The sequence below is a fragment of the Nocardioides potassii genome, assembly GCF_021648885.1.
Lineage (GTDB): Bacteria > Actinomycetota > Actinomycetes > Propionibacteriales > Nocardioidaceae > Nocardioides > Nocardioides potassii.
Genome location: NZ_JAKJHZ010000009.1, coordinates 446,740 through 470,640, shown reverse-complemented (window position 1 = coordinate 470,640; position 23,901 = coordinate 446,740). Strand labels below are relative to the sequence as shown.

Annotated in this window: 20 protein-coding genes; 11 read left to right on the top strand and 9 right to left on the bottom strand. The window is 70.4% G+C overall.

The genetic code is table 11. The annotated features are described in order from the left end of the window. Positions 1 to 67: 67 nt before the first annotated feature. Positions 68 to 1,057, bottom strand: a complete 990-nt coding sequence (locus L2K70_RS15965) for a DnaB-like helicase C-terminal domain-containing protein (protein ID WP_236403417.1) — start codon at positions 1,055 to 1,057, stop codon at positions 68 to 70. A 289-nt stretch (positions 1,058 to 1,346) separates the two neighbouring features. Here L2K70_RS15965 and rplJ point away from each other — a divergent pair, with 289 nt between their 5' ends. The 3 genes from rplJ to L2K70_RS15950 all read left to right on the top strand — a co-directional run bounded on the left by rplJ (position 1,347) and on the right by L2K70_RS15950 (position 3,479). Next, entirely contained in the window at positions 1,347 to 2,012 is a 666-nt protein-coding gene (gene rplJ / locus L2K70_RS15960) for a 50S ribosomal protein L10 (RefSeq protein WP_236403416.1), read from the top strand. 76 nt (positions 2,013 to 2,088) lie between these two features. Beyond that, complete coding sequence (gene rplL, locus L2K70_RS15955) at positions 2,089 to 2,484, top strand: 50S ribosomal protein L7/L12 (RefSeq protein ID WP_210650059.1); 396 nt, start codon at positions 2,089 to 2,091, stop codon at positions 2,482 to 2,484. 146 nt (positions 2,485 to 2,630) lie between these two features. Continuing rightward, positions 2,631 to 3,479, top strand: coding sequence for a methylenetetrahydrofolate reductase (locus L2K70_RS15950; RefSeq protein ID WP_236403415.1), 849 nt, complete (start codon positions 2,631 to 2,633; stop codon positions 3,477 to 3,479). 46 nt (positions 3,480 to 3,525) lie between these two features. Here L2K70_RS15950 and L2K70_RS15945 read toward each other — a convergent pair whose 3' ends face one another. Genes L2K70_RS15945 through L2K70_RS15925 form a run of 5 tightly spaced genes read right to left on the bottom strand, consistent with a single transcriptional unit; the run spans position 3,526 to position 8,498 of the window. Then, the gene (locus tag L2K70_RS15945; RefSeq protein WP_236403413.1) at positions 3,526 to 4,194 is read right to left on the bottom strand and encodes a DUF1638 domain-containing protein; all 669 of its coding nucleotides are present in this window, start codon (positions 4,192 to 4,194) and stop codon (positions 3,526 to 3,528) included. Beyond that, a complete protein-coding gene (locus L2K70_RS15940; RefSeq protein ID WP_236403412.1) occupies positions 4,127 to 6,115 on the bottom strand; it encodes an ASKHA domain-containing protein in 1,989 nt (662 codons plus the stop codon). Before L2K70_RS15940 ends, L2K70_RS15945 begins: the two co-directional genes overlap by 68 nt. A gap of 7 nt (positions 6,116 to 6,122) precedes the next feature. Next, entirely contained in the window at positions 6,123 to 6,998 is an 876-nt protein-coding gene (locus L2K70_RS15935) for a dihydropteroate synthase (protein ID WP_236403411.1), read from the bottom strand. A gap of 52 nt (positions 6,999 to 7,050) precedes the next feature. Next, positions 7,051 to 7,716, bottom strand: a complete 666-nt coding sequence (locus L2K70_RS15930; protein ID WP_236403408.1) for a cobalamin B12-binding domain-containing protein — start codon at positions 7,714 to 7,716, stop codon at positions 7,051 to 7,053. Continuing rightward, positions 7,713 to 8,498: an IclR family transcriptional regulator gene (locus tag L2K70_RS15925; protein ID WP_236403401.1), complete on the bottom strand. Its 786-nt coding sequence runs from the start codon at positions 8,496 to 8,498 to the stop codon at positions 7,713 to 7,715. Before L2K70_RS15925 ends, L2K70_RS15930 begins: the two co-directional genes overlap by 4 nt. Before the next feature lie 116 nt (positions 8,499 to 8,614). On the opposite strand from L2K70_RS15925, the gene L2K70_RS15920 reads away from it, so the two are divergent. Continuing rightward, positions 8,615 to 10,054 (top strand): trimethylamine methyltransferase family protein, encoded by a 1,440-nt coding sequence (locus tag L2K70_RS15920; RefSeq protein ID WP_236403397.1) that lies wholly within the window; start codon positions 8,615 to 8,617, stop codon positions 10,052 to 10,054. Positions 10,055 to 10,160: 106 nt separating this feature from the next. Here L2K70_RS15920 and L2K70_RS15915 read toward each other — a convergent pair whose 3' ends face one another. The 3 genes from L2K70_RS15915 to purU all read right to left on the bottom strand — a co-directional run bounded on the left by L2K70_RS15915 (position 10,161) and on the right by purU (position 13,607). Further along, complete coding sequence (locus L2K70_RS15915; RefSeq protein WP_236403395.1) at positions 10,161 to 10,910, bottom strand: alpha/beta fold hydrolase; 750 nt, start codon at positions 10,908 to 10,910, stop codon at positions 10,161 to 10,163. A gap of 91 nt (positions 10,911 to 11,001) precedes the next feature. Continuing rightward, positions 11,002 to 12,681 carry a formate--tetrahydrofolate ligase gene (locus L2K70_RS15910; RefSeq protein ID WP_236403392.1) on the bottom strand — a complete coding sequence of 560 codons (1,680 nt, stop codon included), beginning with the start codon at positions 12,679 to 12,681 and terminating at the stop codon, positions 11,002 to 11,004. Positions 12,682 to 12,728: 47 nt separating this feature from the next. Then, on the bottom strand, positions 12,729 to 13,607 hold the full coding sequence (purU, locus tag L2K70_RS15905; protein ID WP_236403388.1) for a formyltetrahydrofolate deformylase: 879 nt from the start codon (positions 13,605 to 13,607) through the stop codon (positions 12,729 to 12,731). A gap of 82 nt (positions 13,608 to 13,689) precedes the next feature. Here purU and L2K70_RS15900 point away from each other — a divergent pair, with 82 nt between their 5' ends. The 7 genes from L2K70_RS15900 (at position 13,690) to L2K70_RS15870 (ending at position 23,882) form a co-directional block, all read left to right on the top strand. Then, entirely contained in the window at positions 13,690 to 14,505 is an 816-nt protein-coding gene (locus L2K70_RS15900) for an IclR family transcriptional regulator (RefSeq protein ID WP_236403386.1), read from the top strand. A gap of 134 nt (positions 14,506 to 14,639) precedes the next feature. Further along, positions 14,640 to 16,130, top strand: coding sequence for an aldehyde dehydrogenase family protein (locus tag L2K70_RS15895; RefSeq protein WP_236403383.1), 1,491 nt, complete (start codon positions 14,640 to 14,642; stop codon positions 16,128 to 16,130). A 13-nt stretch (positions 16,131 to 16,143) separates the two neighbouring features. Next, on the top strand, positions 16,144 to 17,865 hold the full coding sequence (betA, locus tag L2K70_RS15890) for a choline dehydrogenase (RefSeq protein ID WP_236403379.1): 1,722 nt from the start codon (positions 16,144 to 16,146) through the stop codon (positions 17,863 to 17,865). Next, positions 17,862 to 18,896, top strand: a complete 1,035-nt coding sequence (locus L2K70_RS15885; protein ID WP_236403374.1) for a quaternary amine ABC transporter ATP-binding protein — start codon at positions 17,862 to 17,864, stop codon at positions 18,894 to 18,896. The genes betA and L2K70_RS15885 overlap by 4 nt, the downstream gene beginning before the upstream one ends. Next, a complete protein-coding gene (locus tag L2K70_RS15880) occupies positions 18,893 to 20,947 on the top strand; it encodes an ABC transporter permease (protein WP_236403371.1) in 2,055 nt (684 codons plus the stop codon). Before L2K70_RS15885 ends, L2K70_RS15880 begins: the two co-directional genes overlap by 4 nt. A gap of 78 nt (positions 20,948 to 21,025) precedes the next feature. Then, a complete protein-coding gene (locus tag L2K70_RS15875) occupies positions 21,026 to 22,018 on the top strand; it encodes an ABC transporter substrate-binding protein (RefSeq protein ID WP_236403369.1) in 993 nt (330 codons plus the stop codon). A gap of 154 nt (positions 22,019 to 22,172) precedes the next feature. Continuing rightward, on the top strand, positions 22,173 to 23,882 hold the full coding sequence (locus L2K70_RS15870) for a BCCT family transporter (protein ID WP_236403367.1): 1,710 nt from the start codon (positions 22,173 to 22,175) through the stop codon (positions 23,880 to 23,882). Positions 23,883 to 23,901: the final 19 nt, after the last annotated feature.

The following is a 23,901-nucleotide window of genomic DNA, read 5'->3' as shown; positions in this document are numbered from 1 at the left end:
GCAGAGGGGCGCCACACCGCAAGCGGTGCCGGCGCCCCTCGGCCGTCTCGGCGCATTCGCCGTCGGCTCACTCGCGGAAGATGCGCTCGTCGATGAGCTGCTCCTTGACCTCCGAGCCCTCGGACTCGTAGCGGCCCTGGTCGAAGCGGGTCTTGAACTGCAGCACCGCCCCGTCGCGGCCGAAGCGGTTCTTCTCGATCGTCAGGACCGCCCAGTCCTTGAAGCGCTCGGCGTTGCCGACGTCGTAGGTGAGGTGGTGGCGCGCGACGATGTCGAACTTGTTGTTGAGCACCAGCACCACGTCGGCCTCGTAGGCCAGCGCGCTGGAGCCCCGGAGGTCGTTGGCGCGCATCCGGCGACCGGACCGCAGCGCTTCCTTGTCGGCCGCCGCGATCGCGAGGACGGGTGCGCTGATGTCGATCGCGATGTCCTTGAGGCCCTCGACGACCTCGGTGGAGCGTGCCTCGACGTCCTCCTGCGACGACTTCACCTTCTGGAGGTAGTCCACGACGACGAGCGGTGTGGTGCCGGCCAGCTCGCGGACGGCCTCGATGGCGGCCTGGATGGCGGCGAGGTCGGTGCGCGTGCCGGTCGAGCGGTGCACGAAGAGCATCTCGGAGTACTGCGAGACCCTGGCGAGCGCCTCGACGCCCGACGGCACGGACTCGAGGCGGTGGTCGAGCGAGCTGACCCAGAGGTCGTCGAAGATCGACCGGATGCTCGTCATCCGCACCATGTCGGAGTCGTCGAGCTCGCCCGCCTCCATGGCGAGGAGCTTCTGGGTCATGTCCTCGGCGTCGTGCTCGTAGGAGAAGTAGAGCACCGGGCGACCGGATGCGGCGTTGTTGCGGGCCACCTGGAGGGCGAACGTCGACTTGCCGAGGCCCTGCGGCCCGGCGAGCAGGATCAGGGATCCCGCGCGCATGCCGCCACCGATCAGCGGGTCGAGGCCGCCGAACCCGGTCTTCCAGACCCGGCCCGCGGCGTTGCGGCCGGTGAGCATGCGTTCGTCGCTGCGGGCGAGCGAGGCCCCGACGGTCGTGAGCTGTTGGTCCACGGGGACCATTGCACCAGTGTTGGTGCCGCCGCGGGTGCCGAATGGGTCGTTTGATCGACCCGGCCCGCGATTTGTGCGGTCCGCACGGGGGTGCGTACAGTTCCCTCTCGAAACCCAAGACCGCAGGTTCACCGCGGGCTCCAACGCCCGGGGTGCGAAGGTTCGCAGCAGCGGACGACCGGCGCAGGTGACAGAGCAGCGGCGCAAGCCGCACCACGCCCTGAGCCTGTGCTCGGGGCGTTCGTCGTCTGTGGGCCGGACGCCGGTGGTCGACACCGGAAGGAGACCCATGGCGCGGCCAGAGAAGACTGCCGCCGTCGCAGAGATCGTTGAGTCCTTCAACGACTCCGCCGGCGCTGTGCTGACCGAGTACCGCGGTCTCACCGTGAAGCAGCTGCAGGACCTGCGGCGCTCCCTCGGCGAGAACGCCAACTACGCCGTGGTCAAGAACACGCTTGCCAAGATCGCCGCCAACGAGGTGGGCATCGACGGCTTCGACGACCTGCTGACCGGCCCCACCGCCATCGCCTTCATCAATGGAGACGTGGTCGAGGCCGCCAAGGGTCTGCGTGACTTTGCCAAGGCAAACCCCGCTCTTGTGATCAAGGGCGGCGTCCTCGACGGCAAGCCCCTCGACGCCTCGGAGGTGGCCAAGCTGGCCGACCTCGAGTCGCGCGAGGTGCTGCTGGGCAAGCTCGCGGGCGGCATGCTCGCCTCGCTGTCCCAGGCCGTCTACCTGCTCAACGCGCCTCTCGCCCAGGCCGCCCGTCTCGCGGGTGCGCTGCAGGCCAAGGCCGAGCAGGACCCCTCGATCCTCGCAGGTGGTGCCGGCACGCCGGCTGCTCCGGCTGCCGAGGACGCCCCGGCCGAGGAGGTCCCCGCTGCCGCGGAGGCCACCGAGACCGAGGCGACCGACGAGTCGGCCGACCAGGCCGCCGAGTCCACCGACGCCTGACCGGGCCGACGTACACCACCTGAAACCCGGCGCGCCGCACACCGCGAGCGGGCCACACACGGAAGGAAACGCCACCATGGCGAAGCTCAGCACCGACGAGCTCCTTGACGCCTTCAAGGAGATGACCCTGATCGAGCTCTCGGAGTTCGTGAAGCAGTTCGAGGACACCTTCGGCGTGACCGCCGCCGCCCCCGTCGCCGTGGCCGCCGCCCCGGCCGCCGGTGGCGCTGCCGGTGGCGACGCCGCTGCCGCGGAGGAGAAGGACGACTTCGAGGTCGTCCTCGAGGCCGCCGGCGACAAGAAGATCAACGTCATCAAGGAGGTGCGCGCCCTGACCTCCCTCGGTCTGAAGGAGGCCAAGGACCTCGTCGAGGCCGCCCCCAAGACGATCCTCGAGAACGCCAACAAGGAGACCGCGGACAAGGCGAAGGAGGCCCTCGAGGCCGCCGGCGCCACCGTCACCGTCAAGTGACGATCCGCTAGTCGCGCTCCGAGGGGCGGCCACCGCGAGGTGGCCGCCCCTCGCTGCATTTCAGCGGTACGACGCCTCTGTCGCGGGGGGCCGGGACGGACTACCATCAGGTCACCCCCAGTGCGCATCACGAAATGAGTTGCTTCATGCGCAACAAGCGTCACGCCGCCACGATGACCCGGCTGCTGGAGAACGCCCGCTACGAGGTGCTCCCCACCGCCACCACCGAGGACAAGGTCCTCGAGCACCTGCCGCGCGAGCGGACGATCACGGTCACGGCCTCGCCCTCGAAGGGGCTCGAGGCGACCTTCGACCTCACCGAGCGGCTCGCCGGGCACGGCTACCCGGTCGTCCCGCACATCGCCGCACGGATGGTCACCGGTCGCTCGGAGCTGCAGGAGATCGTGGCCCGGCTCGTCGGCAAGGGGGTCACCAGCGTCTTCGTGCCGGGTGGCGACGCAGAGGCTGCGGGCGACTACCCCGACGCACTGGCCCTGCTCGAGGACCTCAAGGAACTCGGCTCGCCCTTCGCGCACGTCGGCATCACGGGCTACCCCGAGTCCCACCCCACCATCCACGACGACCTCACGGTGCAGTCCATGTGGGACAAGCGCCGCTACGCCACCCACATCGTCAGCAACCTGACCTTCGACCCCGCCGGCGTGCGCGACTGGGTCGGGCGGCTGCGCCGCCGTGGCGTGACGATGCCCGTCCTGCTCGGCATGCCGGGTCCCGTCGAGCGCGCCAAGCTGCTCGGCATGGCGACGCGGATCGGGGTCGGGGAGTCGACCAAGTTCCTCGCCAAGAACAAGGGCCTGTTCGCCCGGCTCGCCGCGCCCGGCGGCTTCACGGGGGAGAGCTTCCTGGAGAAGTGCGCACCGGCGCTCGGCGAGGAGGGCGCCCTGGTCGAGGGGCTCCACGTCTTCACGTTCAACCAGATCGGCGAGACCGAGGCCTGGCGCACCGACCTCCTCGCCCGCCTGCGCGGTATCTAGGGACGTACTGGTAGGTGGTCCGGGCCCTTCGCCTACCAGAACGTCCCTAGGTACGTGGCGCGACGAGGTCGGCGAGGGCCTGCTCGAGGCCGTGGTCGCCGGTCTCCACCACGGTGAGCGGGAGGCCGATCCGGGCCGCGGCCTCCTCGGCCAGCGTCCGCAGCTCGCCGTCGGGCTGCTGCGCGAGCCACACGACCCGGGTGTAGTTGCCGAAGTAGGTGTCGCGCAGCTCGGGGTAGCGATCGAGGCCCATCTCCTGCACCACGGTCCGGACGAACGACCGGACGAGGAAGTCGGTCAGCAGGTAGGTGCCGGGCTGCTGGTCGAAGAACCTCTCCAGCCGCGACGGCCCGGCGTAGACGTCGTAGCAGTGCAGCCCGGGCAGCCGCTCCAGGCCGAGCTCGCGGCACACGTCGTCGAGCGCACCGTAGGTGCCGCAGTCGGCGTAGCCGATCACCGTGCGGTCGTACGACGTCGCCAGCCGCGCGGCGAGCGCGCGCACCTCGCCCGCGATCTGCTGCGGGTGGTTGTGCAGCAGCGGCGGCAGGGGGTGCACGTCGACCGGCCAGCCGTTGCGGTCCACCACCGCGGCCGCGGGCTGGGCGATCGCGCCGCACGCGATCAGCGCGACCCGGCCGCCGGCGGTCTCACGAGCGGAACGAGAGCTGCTCGACGAAGGCGTCGTTGAAGTCGGGACGGTCCGAGAGCTCGACATAGGTCACCTCCTCGAGCAGCGCCAGCGCACCGGCCCGCTCGCGCACCGACAGCACGGCCATCTTGGCCCCCTCGCCCGCGACGTTGCCGGCAGCGACGATGCGCAGCACGGGCAGCTGGGGGACCAGTCCGATGCGGACGGCCGAGGCGGGCGAGAGGTAGCTGCCGAACGACCCGGCGAGCAGCACCTGCTGCACGTCGCGGTGCTCGAGGCCCAGCTCCTCGAGCAGCAGCGACCAGCCGGTCGAGATCGCCGCCTTGGCGAACTGCAGCTCACGGACGTCGCGCTGCGACAGGTAGACCGTCTCGGCCGGCTCGCTGTCGGGAGATGGCCGGTGGAGCACGAAGATCCGCTCCTCGCCGATCCGCGCCAGCCGGTCGGCGAGCGCAGGCGCGACCTCCTTCGCGTCCTCGTCCGGCACCAGCCGGCCGGTGGAGTCGAGCAGCCCGACGCGGACCAGCTCGGCGACGGCGTCGACGAGCCCGGACCCGCACAGTCCCTTGGCCTCGACGTCCCCGATCACGCCGAGCGTGACCGCCGGGTCGTCCCCGGTGGCGTGCGCGTCGAGCTTGATGACCTCGATGGCGCCGTCGGCGGCGCGCATGCCGCAGCGGATGGCGCCACCCTCGAACGCCGGACCGGCGGGCGCAGCGGTCGACAGGATCCTCTCGCCGTCGCTCAGCACGATCTCGCAGTTGGTCCCGACGTCGATGAACAGCCGCGTGCGCTTGTCGCGGTCCATCCCGGTGGCGAGCATCCCGGCGACGATGTCGCCGCCCACGTAGGCGCCGAGCGCGGGGAAGAAGAAGGCGCGCGCCCTCGGGTGGAGGTCGAGCCCGATGTCGCTGGCCAGGACCGAGGGCGGCTGGGCCGCGGACATCACGAACGGGGCCACGCCGAGGGGCTCCGGGTCGATGCCGAGCGCGAGGGCCGTCATGGTCGCGTTGCCGGCGACCGCCACCTCGTAGACGTGCTGCGGGTCGATCCCCGCCTCCCGGCAGACCTGCGCCGCGAGGGACGCCAGCGTGCTGCCGGCCGCCTGCTGGAGACGACCGAGGGCGTCGGCATCCATCATCGTGGCGCTGATGCGGGTGATCACGTCGCCGCCGAACGGCTGCTGTGCGTTGAGCATCGAGCTGACGCCCAGCGGCGTGCCGGTGCCGACGTCGAGCAGCGTGCCAACCACCGTGGTGGTGCCGAGGTCGAAGGCGATGGCGTAGCGCTCGCCGGTCGTGTCGCCGGGCTCGACGTCGATGAGGTCCTCGTCGACGATCACCGCAGTGACCTTGAAGTCGGACTGGCGCAGCACGGTCGAGAGGCGCCGGAGCACGTGGAGGTCCGCGGTGAGCTCGAGGTCGTCCATCGCGTCGGTGAGCCGCACGATGTCCGTGCGCTGGTCGGCCAGGGTCGCCTCGGCCAGCTCGACGTACCGCTTCTGCAGGGCCGGGCGCAGGATCACCTGCCGGCCGATCCCGACGGTGGCGGCCTTGGGCCGCGTCGTCAGCGGCGGCACCTCGACGCTCAGGTCGCGCGTCGCGTGGACCAGGCAGCCCAGGCGCCAGCCGTCGGAGAGCTGGGCCGCGGTGAACGTGCGGGCGTCGTGCCGGGTGACCGGCACCTCGACGCCCGAGGTGATCTGCACCTTGCACTTGTGGCAGGTGCCATGGCCACCGCAGGTGGAGTCGATCGCGATGCCGTTCCACGACGCGGCGTCGAAGACGGTCACGCCGGGCGGGACGCGTACACCGCGCTGCGCCGGTGGCTGGGCGGCCCCGTCCTCGGCGAGGGTGTGCACGGTGAAGGACAGGTCGACGCGGCCGGTGCCGTCGTGCGGCGCCGGCTCGGCGCCCGGCCTCTCGATCAGGCCCTCCCGCGCGACGTCGGCGAGCGAGAAGTCCGGGCCCTCGGGGGGTTGGGTCACTCTCTGATCATCCCTCGGCGGCGGCCTGCTTGGCGCGGTGGGCGCTGATCCACGCCATGCCCCAGTCGTCGTGGCCGAGGAACACGTCGGCGGCCTTGACCGCCTCCACGATCTGCGGCGTGCGGGTGTCCATGATCGCGCTGGTCAGCCCGGACGTCATCGCCATCGGCAGCCACGTCGCGTTGAGGGTGTGCCGACCGGGCATGCCGAAGGACACGTTGGACGCGCCGCAGGTCATGTTGACGCCGAAGTCGTCGCGGATGCGCCGCATCACCTCGAACGTGACCAGCGAGGTGGTGGTGTCGGCGCCGATCGGCATGGCGAGCGGGTCGATGACGATGTCGGCCTGCGCGATGCCGTACTCCTCGGTGGCGACGCGGACGATCTTGGCCGTCAGGTCGACCCGCTTGTCGGCCTCCATCGGGATCTCGTCGTGGTCGTTGGGCAGCGCGATGATCGCGGCGTCGTACTTCTTGACCAGCGGCAGGATGAGCTCGAGCCGGTCGTCCTCGGCCGTGACCGAGTTGACCAGGGCCCGACCCTGGTAGACCGACAGGCCGGCCTCGAGCGCCTCGACGACCGAGGAGTCGATGCAGATCGGCAGGTCGGTGAGCTCCTGCACCATCGTGACGGCCGTGGCGAGCAGCTCGGGCTCGTCGGTCAGCGGCACGCCCATGTTGATGTCGAGCACGTCGGCGCCGCCCTCGACCTGGGCCTTCACGTCGCGCTCAATCGCGGAGAAGTCGCCCGCGCGGAGCTGCTCCTGGAAGATCCGGCGGCCGGTGGGGTTGATGCGCTCGCCGATCAGGCAGAACGGCCGGTCGTGGCCGAGCACGACCTCCTTCGTCGCCGAGCGGAGGACGGTGTGGAGCGGCTCGCTCATCAGACGGGGTCCCTGTTCGAAGCGGAACGGAGTGAGCATTCGAATGGGGTGTTCATGCCGGGACCTTCGCGCGCTTCTCCTCGAGCAGGCTCTTGGCGCGCTTCACGGTCTGGGACGCGTCGGCCGCGTAGCCGTCGGCGCCGACCGCGTCGGCGTACTCCTGCGTGACGGGGGCGCCGCCCACCATCACGATCACGTCGTTGCGCATGCCGGCCTTCTCGAGCGCGTTCATGTTGGCCTTGAACATCGGCATGGTGGTGGTCAGGAACGCCGAGAAGCCCACGATGTCGGGCTGGTGCTCGTCGATGGCGGCGACGAACTTCTCGGGGGCGACCTGCACGCCGAGGTCGATGACCTCGAAGCCCGCGCCCTCGAGCATGATGTTGACGAGGTTCTTGCCGATGTCGTGGACGTCGCCCTTGACCGTGCCCATGAGGAACTTGCCGATCGTCTGCACGCCGGTCTCGGCGAGCAGCGGGCGCAGGCGCTCCATCGCGCCCGCCATCGCGCGGCCGGCGATGAGCATCTCGGGGACGAAGAAGTCGCCGCGCTCGAAGCGCGCGCCCACCTCCTCCAGCGAGGGGATCAGGGCGTCGAAGAGCAGCGTCTGCGGCTCCATCGAGATGTCGAGCCCCTGCTCGGTCAGCTCGAGCACCTTGGGCGCGTTGCCGACCAGGGTCTCCTCGTAGAGGGCTCTCAGGATGTCCTCGGGGGTCATGCGACCACCTCCTCGGTGCGTGTGGATCGATGGGCGTGCGAGCCGCGCAGCACGGAGGTCAGCGCGGCGGACTGGTCGAGGAGGTGGCGGCCGAGCTCGTCGAGCCGTCCCTCCAGCCGGGGCGTCGGCCCCGAGATCCCGAGTGCGGCGATGACGTCGCGGTGGACGTCGAGGACGGGTACGGCGACCCCGGTGAGGCCGATCTCGAGCTCGTCGAGGGTCAGGGCCCAGCCCCGCTCCCGGGTGCGTACGCCGTCGCGGCGCACGGCGGCCCGGTCCGCCAACGTGGCCGGCGTGGGGCGCTCCAGCGCGCCGCCCGGCAGGCCGAGGACGTCCCAGGCGAGGAAGACCTTGCCGAGTGCGGAGGTGTGGGCCGGCACGTCGACCTCGGTCCAGTCGCGGGTGCCGAGGAGGTAGGTGGAGTCGACCTGGGCGACCTGCACGACCCGGTCGCCGCGCGCGACGCTGAGGTGGACGGTCTCGCCGGTCTCCTCGCCGATGGCCTCCATGACGGGGCGGGCGAGCCGGACGAGCTCGGCCCACGGGTCGTGCCGCGCGGCGTAGAGCCAGAAGAGCCGGCCGGCGACGTAGAGACCGGCGGCGTCGCGCTCGAGCAGGCCCGCGCGCTCGAGCGCGGTGAGCATCCGCGAGGTCGTCGACTTGGCCAGCCCGCTGGCGTCCTGGAGGTCGGCGAACGTCATCGGCTCGTCGGCGTGGACGACCGCAGCGACCAGGTCGGCGGCGCGGTCCAGCGCGCGCGTGCCGGTGGCGGTGTCGCTCACGACGGGCTCCTGTGCGGACGGGATGCGGACGGGGGTTCCCTCTGGTTCCATGATGTGGAACCGTGGTTCCACATCATGAGGCTAAGAGCCCGCCGAGTCGAGGTCAAGGAGGATCCGTGTTCCGCAACACGATGCCGCGCTACGAGGTGCTGTCCGAGGAGGCGATGGCCACCCTCGACAAGGGGTGGCGCAAGCTGATGACCGAGCTCGGCGTGGAGTTCATGGACGAGCGCGCGCTCGAGCTGTTCCGCAAGGCCGGCCAGCGGGTGGAGGGCAACACCGTCTTCCTCGATCCCGACTTCGTGCTCGAGCAGGTCGCGAAGGCGCCGCGGGAGTTCGACGTCCAGGCGCGCAACCCCGAGCACAACATCCACATCGGCGGCGACTCGATGGCCTTCGGCGCGGTCTACGGCCCGCCCTTCGTCCGGCAGGGCGACGTACGCCGGGACGCGACGATGGAGGACTTCCGCAGCTTCACCAAGCTGGCCCAGTCCTACGCGGTGCTCGACTCCGCCGGCGGCGTGATCTGCGAGCCCAACGACACCCCGCTCGACAGCCGCCACCTCGACATGACCTACGCGCTGCAGACGCTGACCGACAAGGTCTACATGGGCAACGTCGTCTCGGGCGTCAACGCCGCAGACACGATCGCCATGACCTCGATCCTCTTCGGCTCGCGCGAGGCGATCGAGCAGACCCCGGCGACGATCTCGCTGATCAACTGCAACTCGCCCCTGCGCTGGGACGACCGGATGCTCGAGGCGCAGTTCGAGTACTCCGGCGCCGGGCAGCCCGTCGTCCTCACGCCGTTCATCCTGATGGGCGCGATGTCGCCGGTCACGATCCCCGCCGCGCTCGTGCAGCAGATCGTCGAGGCGCTCTCGGGCATCGCGCTGTCCCAGCTGATCCGGCCCGGGACGCCGGTGATCTTCGGGTCGTTCCTCTCCAACATCGACATGCAGTCGGGCTCGCCGACGTTCGGCACCCCGGAGTCCGGGCTCGGCCTGCTCTGCACCGGCCAGATCGCGCGCCACTTCGGGCTGCCGTTCCGCACCGGTGGCGGCCTGACCTCGTCGCAGGTCGCCGACGCGCAGGCGGGCTACGAGGCGCTGATGACCCTCATGCCGACCTTCCTCGCCGGCGCCAACTGGGTGATGCACGCCGCGGGCTGGCTCGAGGGCGGCCTGGTCGCCGGCTACGAGAAGTTCATCGTCGACATCGAGCTGCTCCAGATGCTGCGACACGAGTTCACGCCGCTGGAGATCGACGAGGCGTCGATGGCCTTCGACGCCCACCAGGAGGTCGGCCACGGCGGGCACTTCCTCGGTGCGATGCACACGATGGAGCGGTTCCGCACGTGCTTCTACCGGCCGCTGCTGTCCTCCTCGGAGAACTACGAGCGGTGGATGCGCAACGGCGGGCACGACGCCAACGCCCGCGCCGAGGTCGCCTACCAGAAGACGCTGGAGGACTACGAGCAGCCGCCGCTCGACGACGCGATCCGCGACGAGCTGCAGGACTACGTCATCCGCCGTCGCGCGGAGCTCGGCGACTGACCCGCCCCCGGCGTGCGGCGTCGCACGTCGGGCGGCGTCGTACACGTGTCCGGGAGGTGGCCCTCGGATCGACCGGTGAAGGGCCACCTCGCGGACACGTGTGGGGTCAGGGCGCCGGGCGACCGAGGAACTCGACGAGGCGCGCGGTCAGCTGGGCGGGTGCGTCCTCCTGGGCGAGGTGCCCGGACCCCTCCAGCCAGTGCAGCTCGGCACCGGGGATGGCCGCGGCCAGCTGCTCGCCCTTCTCCGGCGGGAGCCAGGTGTCCTCGGTGCCCCAGCAGACCGAGGTCGGGATCGTGATGCCGGCATACATCGGCTCGAGCTCGTCGGTCCAACGCTGGTCGTTCTGCGCCATCTGGCGGTAGAGCGCCGCCTGTCCAGCCGCTCCCAGCCACGGAGCGACGTACGACGACAGGGTGGCGGCTGACAGTCCGCGGTGGCTCGCCGTCGCGATGTAGCCGCGCACCAGACCCTCGTGCGCCTCGGCGGGCAGCTGCCCCAGGACGTCCCCGTGCTCCTGCGCAAGTCGGAACAGCCCAGTTCCCCACGGGGCGTGGGTGACGGTGTCGACCAGTGCGAGCCGGTCGTAGGCGGCCCCGTGGAGCAGGTGCGCGCGCAGTGCGACGGCGCCACCGAAGTCGTGGGCGACCACCGCCGGCGAGGCGAGGTCCCAGTGGCGGAGCAGCGCGGCGAAGACAGCACCCTGCGAGCGGAGGGAGACGTCCTGGTGGTCTCTCTTCTTCGAGGCTCCGTAGCCCGGCATGTCCCAGACGTGGACGGTGTGGCTGGCGGCCAAGGCAGGCGCGACGTCACGCCAGACGTAGGACGAGAACGGCGTCCCGTGCAGCAGCACCACGGCGGGGCCTGAGCCGAACCGGTCTCACGCGACGTCACCCTGCTCGCTGCTGAACATGCGGCGCAGCGCCCACTCGGCCACCGGACGATCCTCAGCTCAGCCCGATGAGGGTGCCGTCGTCGGCGAGGTCGATCCGGGAGGCCGAGGGATCGCGGGGGAGGCCGGGCATGGTCATCATGTCGCCGCAGACCACGACGACGAACCCGGCGCCCGCGGAGAGGCGCACCTCGCGGACGTGGAGCTCGTGGCCCGACGGCGCCCCGAGGAGCGTCGGGTCGGTGGAGAAGGAGTACTGCGTCTTGGCGACGCAGACCGGCAGGTCGCCGTAGCCGTCGCGCTCGATGCGCTGGAGCCGGCGGCGGGCCTTGGCGTCCCACGTCACCTGCCCGGCGCCGTAGAGCCGGGTCGCGATCGCCTCGACCTTCTCGGTGAGCGACAGGTCGTCGTCGTACGTGAACGAGAACTCGTACGGCGACCCGTCCTCGAGCGCCGCCAGCACGCCCTCGGCCAGGTCGCGAGCACCGGCACCGCCGTCGGAGAAGTGGGTCGCGGGGAAGGCGCGCACTCCTTCGTCGGCCACGAGCTCGACCACCCGGGCGACCTCGGCGTCGGTGTCGGTCGGGAACCGGTTGACGGCCACGACCGGCTGGATGCCGTAGACCTCGCGGATGTTGGACAGGTGCCGTCGCAGGTTGGCCATGCCCGCCTCGACCGCGCCGAGGTCCTCGGTGCCGAGGTCGGCGAGCGCCACGCCGCCGTGGTACTTCAGGGCGCGGACGGTGGCGACGACGACGGCCACGTCGGGCCGCAGGCCGGACTTGCGGCACTTGATGTCGACGAACTTCTCCGCGCCGAGGTCGGCGCCGAAGCCGGCCTCGGTCACGACGATGTCCGCCAGCCGCAGGCCGGCGCGCGTCGCCATCACCGAGCTGCAGCCGTGGGCGATGTTGGCGAACGGCCCGCCGTGGACGAAGGCGGGCGCGCCCTCGATCGTCTGGACGAGGTTGGGCGCGAGGGCGTCGCGGAGCAGCGCCGCCATCGCGCCGTGGGCGTTGAGGTCGCGCGCGGTGACCGGCATGGTCGACCTGGTGTAGCCGATGACGATGTCGCCGATGCGGCGCTTGAGGTCGGCCCACGACTCGGTGAGGCAGAAGATCGCCATCAGCTCGGAGGCGACCACGATGTCGAAGCCGTCGGAGCGCGGGAAGCCGTTGGCGTGGCCGCCGAGCGCGACGGTGACCTCGCGCAGCGCGCGGTCGTTCATGTCGAGCACGCGCTTCCACGTCACGCTGCGCACGTCGATGTCGAGCTCGTTGCCGTGGTGGACGTGGTTGTCGATCAGCGCGGCGAGCAGGTTGTTGGCCGCGGCGATGGCGGCGAAGTCGCCGGTGAAGTGGAGGTTGATGTCGGTCATCGGCACGACCTGGCTCCAGCCGCCGCCGGCCGCGCCGCCCTTCATGCCGAACACCGGGCCCATCGACGGCTCGCGCAGGCAGGCGACGACCCGGTGGCCGAGGCCGTGGAGCGCGTCGGTCAGGCCGACGGTCGTCGTGGTCTTGCCCTCCCCGGGCGGCGTCGGCGAGAGCGCGGTGACCAGCACGAGCTTGCCGAGGGGCCGGTCGGCGAGCGAGGTGAGGTAGCCGATGTCGACCTTCGCCTTGAAGTGGCCGTAGGGCACGAGGTGCTCCTCGGCGATGCCCAGCGTCTCGGCCGCGACCTCGCGGATCGGGCGCAGGACGGCGGCGTTGGCGATCTCGATGTCGGACTGCATGCCTGCTCCCTCGATTGCGGCGTGGCGGTGGGTGTGGAGGCGTTCCCTCAGCGGAAGACGACGGTGCGGTCGCCGTTGAGGAGGATCCGCGACTGGGCGTGCCAGCGCACGGCGCGCGAGAGCACCTGTGCCTCGACGTCGCGCCCGGCCGCGACGAGCTGGTCCTGGTCGTAGCCGTGGTCCACCCGCAGGACGTCCTGCTCGATGATCGGTCCCTCGTCGAGGTCGCCGGTGACGTAGTGGGCGGTCGCGCCGACGAGCTTCACGCCGCGGTCGAACGCCTGGTGGTAGGGCCGCGCCCCCTTGAAGCTCGGCAGGAACGAGTGGTGGATGTTGATCGCCCGGCCCGTGAGCTGGCGGCACAGGTCGTCGGAGAGCACCTGCATGTAGCGCGCCAGCACGACCAGGTGGGTGCCGGTCTCGTCGACGAGCTCCATCAGCCGCTTCTCGGCATCCGCCTTCGTGTCCGGTGTCACCGGGACGTGGTGGAAGTCCAGGCCGTACGACCTCACGAGCGCGCCCGCGTCGGGGTGGTTGGACACCACGGCGGGGATCTCGATCTGGAGCGAGCCCGTGCTGGCCCGGAAGAGCAGGTCGTTGAGGCAGTGCAGGTGCTTGGACACCATGATCAGCGTGCGCGTCGGTGCCGCGGCCGCCCACAGCTCGTAGTCCATCCCGAAGCGCTCGGCGACCGGGGCGAACGCCGTGCGCAGCTCGTCGGCGCTGCGCTCGTCCGCGACCACGAAGCCGATGCGCATGAAGAACCGGTCGGTCAGGCGGTCGCCGAACTGCTGGCTCTCGATGATGTTGCCGCCCTGCTCGACGAGGAACCCCGACACGGCGTGGACGATGCCCGGACGGTCCGGGCAGGAGAGGATGAGGACGTGCTCGGCGGCGCTCCCGGTGGCGCTGGGGACGGATGACATGCGGCTCCTGGGTGGTGGTGCTGTTGCGCTCGACGGAACGCAGTCTGCGATACGCAACAGCGACTGCGCTAGTCTCAGGCCCATGTCGGACGTGGTCGAGCTCCCCGAGCAGGTCGGCGCGACGGGTGGCAGCACTGCTGTCACCGGTGCCGGGGTGCAGTCCGTGGACCGCGCGCTCGGCATCCTCGAGGTGCTCGCCCGCACCGGCGAGTCCGGGGTGACCGAGCTCGCGGTCGAGCTGGGCGTGCACAAGAGCACGGCCTTCCGGCTGGTCGCCACCCTGGAGGCCCACCGGCTCGTCGAGCAGACCTCCGACCGCGGTCGCTACCGCCTCGGCATGGGCATCCTGCGCCTGGCCGGCGCGACGACCGCGCGTCTCGACCTCGTCCAGGAGGCGCGCCCGATCTCACGTCAGCTCGCGGCCGACACGGGGGAGACGGTCAACATCGCCGTGCTCGCGGAGAGCTCGGCGCTCTACCTCGACCAGGTCGCGGGCTCCTCCGCGCTGCAGCCGCACAACTGGGTCGGCCAGCACATCCCGCTGCACGCGACCAGCAACGGCAAGGTCCTGCTCAGTGGTCTGGACGAGCAGGCGCTCGACAGCGCCCTCGGCAAGCTGGCGTCGTACACCTCCCACACGATCACCTCGCGCGGGAAGTTCCGCGACGAGCTCGCCCGGGTCCGCGAGCAGGGCTATGCGGTCGCCGTCGACGAGCTCGAGGTCGGGCTGACGGCCGTCGCCGCCCCGATCCGCAACGCGCACGGCGACGTCGTCGCCTCGATGAGCGTCTCCGGGCCGTCGTTCCGGCTGCCCGAGGACCGTGTCGCGGAGGTCGTACGGCTCGTGGTGGGCGCCGCGGCCGAGGTCTCGCACCGCCTCGGCTGGGGTCACCGTTAGGCCACGATGTCCACACCACCCGTGGAAATGCTTGACGCGACGGGGGCTTCCCCGCATCCTTCGATCGTCTGACCGGTTGCGCTCGGAGCAATCGGTTGCGAGATACGCAACAACAAGCCGAGGGCAGGGAACGCGTGCCGGATCTCTACGTCGATGGAACGTGGGTCAGCGCGCGCTCGGGTGAGTGTCGCGAGATCCGCTGCCCGGCGGACGGCTCCCTGGTCGGGACCGTCGACGAGGCGGGCGAGGCCGACACCGAGGCCGCCATCGACGCGGCGCACCGGGCCTTCCACGACGGACAGTGGCGGGCGACGTCGAGCCGTGAGCGTGGCGACCTGCTGCTGCGGCTCGCGGACCTGCTCGAGCGCGACACCGCGGAGGTGGCGCGGATGGAGTCGCTCGACACCGGCAAGCGCCTGGTCGAGTCCGAGTACGACGTCGCGGACGTGGTCTCGGTCTTCCGGCACTACGGCCGGATCGCCGCCGAGGAGTCGGGCCGGATGGTCGACACCGGCAACCCCGACGTGGTCAGCCGGATCGTCCACGAGCCGATCGGCGTGTGCACGCTCATCACGCCGTGGAACTACCCGCTGCTCCAGGTGTCGTGGAAGGTCGCACCGTGCCTGGCCGCGGGCAACACCTTCGTCCTCAAGCCGAGCGAGCTCACGCCGCACAGCGCGATCCACCTGATGCGCCTGCTGGAGGAGGCCGGGCTTCCCGCCGGGGTCGGCAACCTCGTCCTCGGTGCCGGCGCGACCGCCGGTGCGCCGCTCTCGACGGACCCGCGGGTCGACATGGTCTCGTTCACCGGCGGGCTCGAGACCGGACGCCGGATCGGTGCCGCGGCGGCCGCGACGGTCAAGAAGGTCGCGCTGGAGCTCGGCGGCAAGAACCCCAACATCGTCTTCGCCGACGCCGACCGCGACGTGGCCCTCGACTACGCCCTGACGGCGGTCTTCCTGCACTCCGGCCAGGTCTGCTCCGCCGGGGCCCGGTTGATCGTCCAGGAGTCCATCCACGACGAGTTCGTCGACGCCCTCGTCGCCCGCGCGGAGGGCATCCGACTCGGCGGCCCCTTCGACGAGCTGGCCGAGACCGGACCGCTCACCAGTGCGGCGCACCGCGACAAGGTGGAGGCGTACGTCGCCCGCGGGCTGGCCGAGGGTGCGCTGCTGCGCTGCGGCGGCGCCCGGCCCGACGACCCCGCGCTGGCCGACGGGTTCTACTACCTGCCGACGGTGCTGGACGGCTGCACGACCTCGATGTCCGTGACGCAGGACGAGTCGTTCGGTCCGGTCCTGACGGTCGAGACGTTCCAGGACGAGGACGATGCCGTCGCGATCGCCAACGACAGCATCTACGGCCTGGCCGGTGCGGTGTGGACCCGCGACGCCGGTCGCGCGGAGCGGGTCGCGGGCCGACTGCGGATGGGCACGGTCTGGATCAACGACTACCACCCCTACGTCCCGCAAGCGGAGTGGGGCGGCTACAAGCAGTCGGGCACCGGGCGCGAGCTCGGGCTGGCCGGCCTGGAGGAGTACCGCGAGACCAAGCACGTGTGGCACAACATCCGGCCCGCGGTGCAGCACTGGTTCTCGCCCACGTCACCGGACAGCGCGGAGTAGGACGGGACTGGACATGGGCGCGGACCGGTACGACGTCGTCATCGTGGGTGGTGGGTCCGCCGGTTGCGCGCTCGCGAACCGCCTCTCGGCCGACCCGTCGGTCTCCGTGCTGGTGCTCGAGGCGGGGCGCACCGACCGCTTCGACCCGCTGATCCACGCCCCCGCCGCGCTGCCGTTCCCGATCGGCAACCCGCTCTACGACTGGAGGTACGAGACCGAGCCGGAGCCGGCGATGAACGGTCGCCGGGTCTACCACGCGCGGGGCAAGGTGCTCGGCGGCTCGTCCTCGATCAACGGGATGATCTTCCAGCGCGGCAACCCGATGGACTACGAGCGCTGGGCCGCCGACCCGGGCATGGAGGCGTGGGACTACCGCCACTGCCTGCCGTACTTCAAGCGGATGGAGTCGCTGATCCTCCCCGACGGGATGATCGGCGCCGACCCGTGGCGCGGTGGGTCCGGTCCCCTCAAGCTGGAGCGCAGCCCCGCCACCAACCCGCTCTTCAGCGCGTTCTTCGAGTCCGCCCAGCAGGCCGGCTACCCGCTGACCGACGACGTCAACGGCTACCGCCAGGAGGGGTTCGGGCGCTTCGACCGCAACATCGTCAAGGGCGTGCGGATGTCCGCCGCACGCGCCTACCTCCACCCGGTGATGAACCGCAAGAACCTCACCGTCGAGACGTTCGCGCAGGCGACGAAGGTCCGGTTCGACGGCACCCGCGCGGTGGGCGTCGACTACCTCCGCGCGGGCCGGCGGCACCACAGCGTCGGGGCCGGGGAGGTGATCCTCTGCGGCGGTGCCATCAACACCCCGCAGCTGCTCCAGCTCTCGGGCATCGGCAACCTCGAGCACCTGCAGCCGCTCGGGGTGGACATGGTGCACGACCTGCCGGGCGTGGGGGAGAACCTCCAGGACCACCTCGAGGTCTACATCCAGTACGCCTCGCTGCAGCCGGTCTCGATCGTCGAGGGCCTCAAGTGGCGCAACCGCCCGCTGGTCGGCCTCGAGTGGCTGCTCAAGCGCACCGGGACCGCTGCGTCCAACCACTTCGAGGGCGGTGGCTTCTGCCGGTCCAACGAGGACGTCGACTGGCCCAACCTGATGTTCCACTTCCTGCCGATCGCGATCCGCTACGACGGCTCCGCGCCGGCCGGGCAGGACAAGTACGCCCACGGCTACCAGGTGCACATCGGCCCGATGTACGCCGACACCCGCGGGTGGGTGCGCATCGCCTCGACCGACCCTCGGCAGAAGCCGAAGATGCTCTTCAACTACCTTTCCACCCCCAACGACCGGCGCGAGTGGGTCGAGGCGGTGCGGGTGGCACGCGACATCCTCAACCAGCCGGCGTTCGCCCCGTTCAACGGCGGCGAGATCTCGCCCGGGCCAGCGGTCGAGACCGACGAGGAGATCCTCGAGTGGGTCCGCAAGGACGCCGAGACCGCGCTGCACCCGTCGTGCACCGCCAAGATGGGCATCGACGAGATGTCCGTCGTCGACCCGTCGAGCATGAAGGTCCACGGCACCGACGGCCTGCGGGTCGTCGACGCCTCGGTCTTCCCCTACGTCACCAACGGCAACATCTACGCCCCCGTGATGATGGTCGCCGAGAAGGCCGCCGACCTCATCGCAGGTCGTACGCCGCTCCCCGCGGCCGACGTGCCCTACTACCGCCACCGTGGCGGCACGCCGCTCCACCCACCCGGCGACCCGCGCAACCAGGAGACGGCATGAGCGACGCAGCCTTGAAGGTGAACAACCTCTGGAAGATCTTCGGCAAGGGCTCCGACAGGATCATCGGCTCTCCGGACGCGGACCTCTCGCGGGCCGAGCTGAAGGAGAAGACCGGCTGCGTCGTCGGCGTGAAGGACGTGTCCTTCGAGGTGGCTCCGGGCGAGGTGTTCGTCGTCATGGGGCTCTCGGGCTCGGGCAAGTCGACGCTCATCCGGATGCTCACCCGGCTCATCGAGCCGACCGCGGGGGAGATCGTGATGGGCGGTCGCGACGTGGTCAAGGCCAGCGAGGCCGAGCTGCGCGACCTGCGTCGTACGCACACCTCGATGGTGTTCCAGCACTTCGGCCTGCTGCCCCACCGCCAGGTGATCGACAACGTCGCCTACGGCCTCGAGGTGCGCGGCGTCGGGAAGAAGGAGCGTCGCGAGAAGGCGATGGAGATCGTCGAGCTCGTCGGCCTCAAGGGCTACGACAAGTCCTACCCCGACCAGCTCTCCGGCGGCATGCAGCAGCGCGTCGGCCTCGCCCGCGCGCTGGCCAACGACCCCGAGATGCTGCTGTTCGACGAGCCGTTCTCGGCCCTCGACCCCCTGATCCGCCGCGACATGCAGAACGAGGTCATCCGCCTGCACCGCGAGCTCGGCAAGACGATGGTCTTCATCACCCACGACCTCGCCGAGGCCCTCAAGCTCGGCGACCGCATCCTCATCCTGCGCGACGGCGAGATCATCCAGGTCGGCACGCCCGACGAGGTCGTCGCCCGCCCGGCCGACGACTACGTCAAGGACTTCGTCTCCGAGGTGCCCAAGTCGCACGTGCTGACCCTGAAGTGGGTGATGCGCGAGCCGAGGCCGGGGGAGTCGCTCGACGGGCCGGCGCTCCCGGTCGACACGATCGTGCGCCAGGCCGCCCGTACGGCGATCGCCTCCGAGCACCCGATCCGCGTGATGGACGGCGAGACGATGCTCGGCGTCGTCGACGAGGAGGACATCATGCGCGTGGTCGTCGCCGAGGAAGAGGCGCACGCATGACCACCACGGCACCCGCGCCGCCACGCCCCGTGGAGCCGGGCGCCGCCCCGCCGGTGGTCCCCGACTCCGGCATGAGTCGCTGGATCCCCGCCGCCGCGGTCGTCGTCCTGTGGGTCGTCGTGTGGGCCCTCACCAAGGGCAGCGACACCCTCGACCTCCCGGCGCTGTCCCGCACCGGCCTGCACGACCGGCTGACCGAGATCCAGAACGGGCTGCTGGAAGGCCGCGCCACCAACCCGGTCATGCAGTTCACCAACGCGATCGCCGACGCGTTCCGGGCCACCGTCGCCTGGTTGCAGGAGCTGGTCTCCAAGCCCGCCTTCCCCCGGCCCGTCCCGCAGATCGGCTGGCTGGGCGTCACGGCGATCGCGACCTACGTCGCCCTGGTCGTCGCGAGCTGGCGGATCGCCCTGCTCGTGCTGGCGTCGTTCCTCTCCTTCGGTGTCCTGGGCTTCTGGGACGAGTCGATGGACACGCTCATCGTCGTCGGCATCTCGGTGCTGCTGGCGGTCCTCATCGGGATGCCGCTCGCCGTCTGGATCGGCACCAACGCCCGCGCCAACGCCGTGGTGACGGTCTTCCTCGACCTCATGCAGACGATGCCGACGTTCGTCTACCTGCTGCCGATCGTGCTGTTCTTCGGCATCGGCACCAGCGCCGCGGTCGTCGCGACCCTCATCTACGCCCTGCCGCCGATCATCCGCATCGCCGGCTTCGGGATCCGTGAGGTGTCCACCACGACGATCGAGGCCACCGACTCGGCCGGCCAGACCTACTGGCAGCGGCTCACGAAGGTGCAGCTGCCGATGGCGCGCAAGACGATCATCGTGGGCCTCAACCAGACGACGCTGGCCGCCCTGTCGATGGCCACGCTCGCCTCGTTCGTCGATGGTCCCGGGCTCGGCAAGCCCGTGCTGCAGGGCCTGCGCGTCAACGACGTCGGCACGGCGTTCGTCCCGGGCGTGCTGATCGTCGTGATGGCCGTGATGCTCGACCGCACGACCACCGCCGCCAGCGAGCGCTCCGAGCGCGTCGCCCGCGGTGGCGACCGGAACCCGCTCCGGCGACGCATCGAGGTCGTCGGCGGCGCGGTCGTGGCGCTCGTCGCGGTCTACCTCTCGCGCACCTACGTCAGCCTCGCCGACTTCCCGACCTACTCGATCGGGAGCAGCATCAGCCAGGCCGTGAGCGATGCGGTCGAGTGGGTGACCACCACCTTCGGCGGCGTCACCGGCGGCCTCAAGGACTTCGTCTCCACCTACCTGCTCAACCCCGTCCAGTCCGTCCTGGCCGAGTCCCCGTGGTACGTGTCGTTCGCGGCGATCGCGCTGCTGGCCCTGGTGTTCGGGGGCGTCCGCGCGCTGGTCATCACCGTCGTGTGCCTGCTCGGCATCCTCTGGCTGGACCTGTGGAACGACGCCATGGTCACCCTCAACATGACCCTCGTCGCCACCGTGCTCGTGATGGCGCTCGCGCTGGTGTTCGGTGTCTGGATGGCCCGCGACCGGCGGGTCGACCTCGGCATCCGCCCCCTGCTCGACGCGGGCCAGACGATCCCGCCGTTCGTCTACCTGATCCCCGTCCTCGCGCTCTTCGGACCCGGCCGCTTCACCGCCATCGTGGCCGGCATCGTGTACGCCGCCCCCGCAGCGATCAAGCTCGTCGCGGACGGCGTGAAGGGGGTGTCGCCGACGACCATCGAGGCGGGTCGCTCGACGGGCCAGACGACGTGGCAGGAGATCACCAAGGTCCAGCTGCCGATGGCCAAGGGCTCGATCGTGCTCGCCACCAACCAGGGCCTGCTCTACGTCCTGTCGATGACCGTGATCGGCGGCCTCGTCGGCGCCGGGGCGCTCGGCTTCGACGTCGTGTACGGCTTCTCCCGCAGCGAGGCGTGGGGCAAGGGCGCGGCCGCGGGACTCACCATCGTGCTGCTCGGCGTGATGCTCGACCGGATCACCCGTGCCGCGGCGGACCGGCGACGCGACGACGGCCCCGGGACCCGCCGCGCCTTCAACATCCGGCTGCCGATCGGGCCACCCGGCAGTTGAGCCACCACGACGTCGTACGACCAGCAAGGACGAACCGACAGCACCACCAGGAACCCACGAAGGAAGAGGAGAAGCACCATGCGCACGACCACACGCCGAGGAGCCCGACTGGGAGTCCTCGCCACCGCCGCCGTCCTGGTGCTGTCCGCCTGCGGCGGGGGCTCCATCGACGAGCAGACCAAGGCCAACGAGGAGCAGGCCGCCGACAGCGGCGGCGAGTGCGGCGAGCTCAACATGGCCGTCAACCCGTGGGTCGGCTACGAGGCCAGCGCCTACGTCGTCGGCACGGTCGCCCAGGAGCAGCTCGGCTGCACGGTGAACTACAAGGAGCTCAAGGAGGACGTCTCCTGGCAGGGCTTCGGCACCGGTGAGGTCGACGTCGTCATCGAGGACTGGGGACACCCCGACCTGGAGAAGAAGTTCTTCGCCGACCAGGGCGACGGCAGTGCCGAGGACTTCGGGCCGCAGGGCAACGTGGGCATCATCGGCTGGTTCGTCCCGCCGTGGCTCGCCGAGGAGCACCCGGACATCCTCGAGTGGTCCAACCTCAACAAGTACGCCAAGGAGTTCGCCACCTCGGAGTCCGACGGCAAGGGCCAGTTCCTCGGCGCCGACCCGTCCTACGTCCAGTTCGACGAGGCGATCGTGAACAACCTCGACCTCGACTTCAAGGTCGTCTACTCCGGCTCCGAGGCCGCCTCGATCGAGGCGTTCCGCAAGGCCGAGGAGAACAAGGAGTGGGTCATCGGCTACTGGTACGAGCCGCAGTACTTCAACGCCGAGGTGCCGATGCAGCGGGTCTCGCTCCCGGCCTACGAGGACGGCTGCCAGGACGACCCGCAGAAGGTGGCCTGTGACTACCCGGAGACGGAGCTGAAGAAGATCGTCGGCACGGACTGGGCGGCCAGCGACTCGACCGCGGTCAACCTGGTGAAGAACTTCGAGTGGACCAACGACGACCAGAACGTCGTCGCGGGCTACATCGCCGCCGACGGCATGTCCCCGGAGGACGCCGCGAGCAAGTGGATCGAGGAGAACCAGGACAAGGTCGACGCCTGGCTGCAGCAGTGATCCGACCGGTCGCCGTGCGGTGACCGGCACTGATCGGTAGTACCGTTCCCGCCCCCGGGTGAGCCTTGACTCTCGCCCGGGGGCGGAGCAGTATCCGCCACGTTGCAAGACACGCACTTCGTTGCGCACAACGCAACGGGATCGGGAGAGCACCATGGCGATCAAGGAACCGGTCGGCGAGTCCGTCGTCCCACCGCACGAGCCGCACAGGCACGACTTCCCGCTCGACAAGGTGACCTTCGGGGTCGCCGCCGGGGTGGCCGTGGCCTTCCTGGTGTGGGGCACCCTCGACTCCACCGGCATGGGCGAGACCACCGGCACGATCCTGGGCAAGCTCACCGAGCTGTTCGGCTGGCTGTTCATCCTCGTCAGCGCCCTGTTCCTGCTGTTCTCGGGCTACCTCGCCCTGTCCCGCTACGGCAACATCAAGCTCGGCCCCGACGACTCCGAGCCCGAGTTCTCGACCTTCTCGTGGGTCTCGATGATGTTCGCCACCGGCATGGGCATCGGCCTGATGTTCTGGGGGGTCGCCGAGCCGCTGACGTACCTGACCGCCGAGAGCGCCGCCAGCACCCCGCCCGGTCGCGGCGACCCGAACACCCCGGACAGCGCCCGCGTCGCGATGGAGTACGCCTTCTTCCACTGGGGCTTCCACCCCTGGGCCATGTACGCCGTCATCGGCCTGGCCATCGGCTACTTCGCCTACCGCAAGGGCGCCGGCAACCTGGTCTCCGGCGCGTTCGGACCGCTCCTGGGGCGGCACGCCACGGGCGGCCCGGGCAAGGCCATCGACGTCGTCGCGATCTTCGCCACCCTCTTCGGCTCGGCGACCTCGCTCGGCCTCGGCGCCCTCCAGATCACCGGCGGTCTCGACGACGTCTTCGGGACCGGCAAGTCGAAGTGGCTCACGGTCGTCGTCATCGCGGTGCTGACGCTCTGCTTCGTCCTCTCGGCCGTCACCGGCATCGAGAAGGGCGTCCAGCTGCTCTCCAACGCGAACGCGATCGCCGCGGTGCTGCTCGTGTTCTTCCTCTTCGTCGTCGGTCCGACGGTGTTCATCCTCAGCACCTTCACCGAGTCGCTCGGCGGCTACCTCACGCACCTGCCCACGATGGCGTTCCGCACCGGCGCCTTCGGCGACAGCGAGTTCCTCAACACCTGGACGATCTTCTACTGGGCCTGGTGGATCTCGTGGACGCCGTTCGTCGGCATGTTCATCGCTCGCATCTCCAAGGGCCGCACGATCCGCCAGTTCGTCGTCTACGTGATCCTCGTGCCGAGCGTCGTGTCGTTCGCGTGGTTCTCGATCCTCGGCGGCGCCGCCTTCGACCTGCAGCTCTCCGGGGCCAAGGACTTCACCTCCGACCTCGCGGCCGGCAGCGAAGGCGCGCTCTTCTCGATGCTCCGCCAGTACCCGCTCGCGAGCATCACCGTCGTCCTGGCCGTCTTCCTGGTCGCGATCTTCTTCATCACCGGCGCCGACTCGGCCTCGATCGTGATGGGGATGCTCAGCCAGAACGGCAAGGAGGAGCCGATGCGGTGGCTCGTCATCTTCTGGGGCGTCGCCCAGGGTGCGGTGGCCGCGGTGCTGCTCTTCTCCGGCGGGCTGAGCGCGCTGCAGACGCTCGTGATCATCGTGGCCGGGCCGTTCATGCTCGTCATCTGCGCCATGTGCGTCTCGCTGATGAAGGCACTGCGTGCCGAGCCGTTCGAGTCGACCCTGCCGCCGCGCGTACGGCGTGCCGTGCAGCACGCGCAGCAGTACGACTCGATGGAGCACCACACGGTCGCCCTGGCGGCGTACGGCGCCGAGCCCGAGGAGGTCGCCGAGTCGGGCGACACCCCGCCGGACCGGCCGACCTGACGCCTGGCCGCCGACGGCC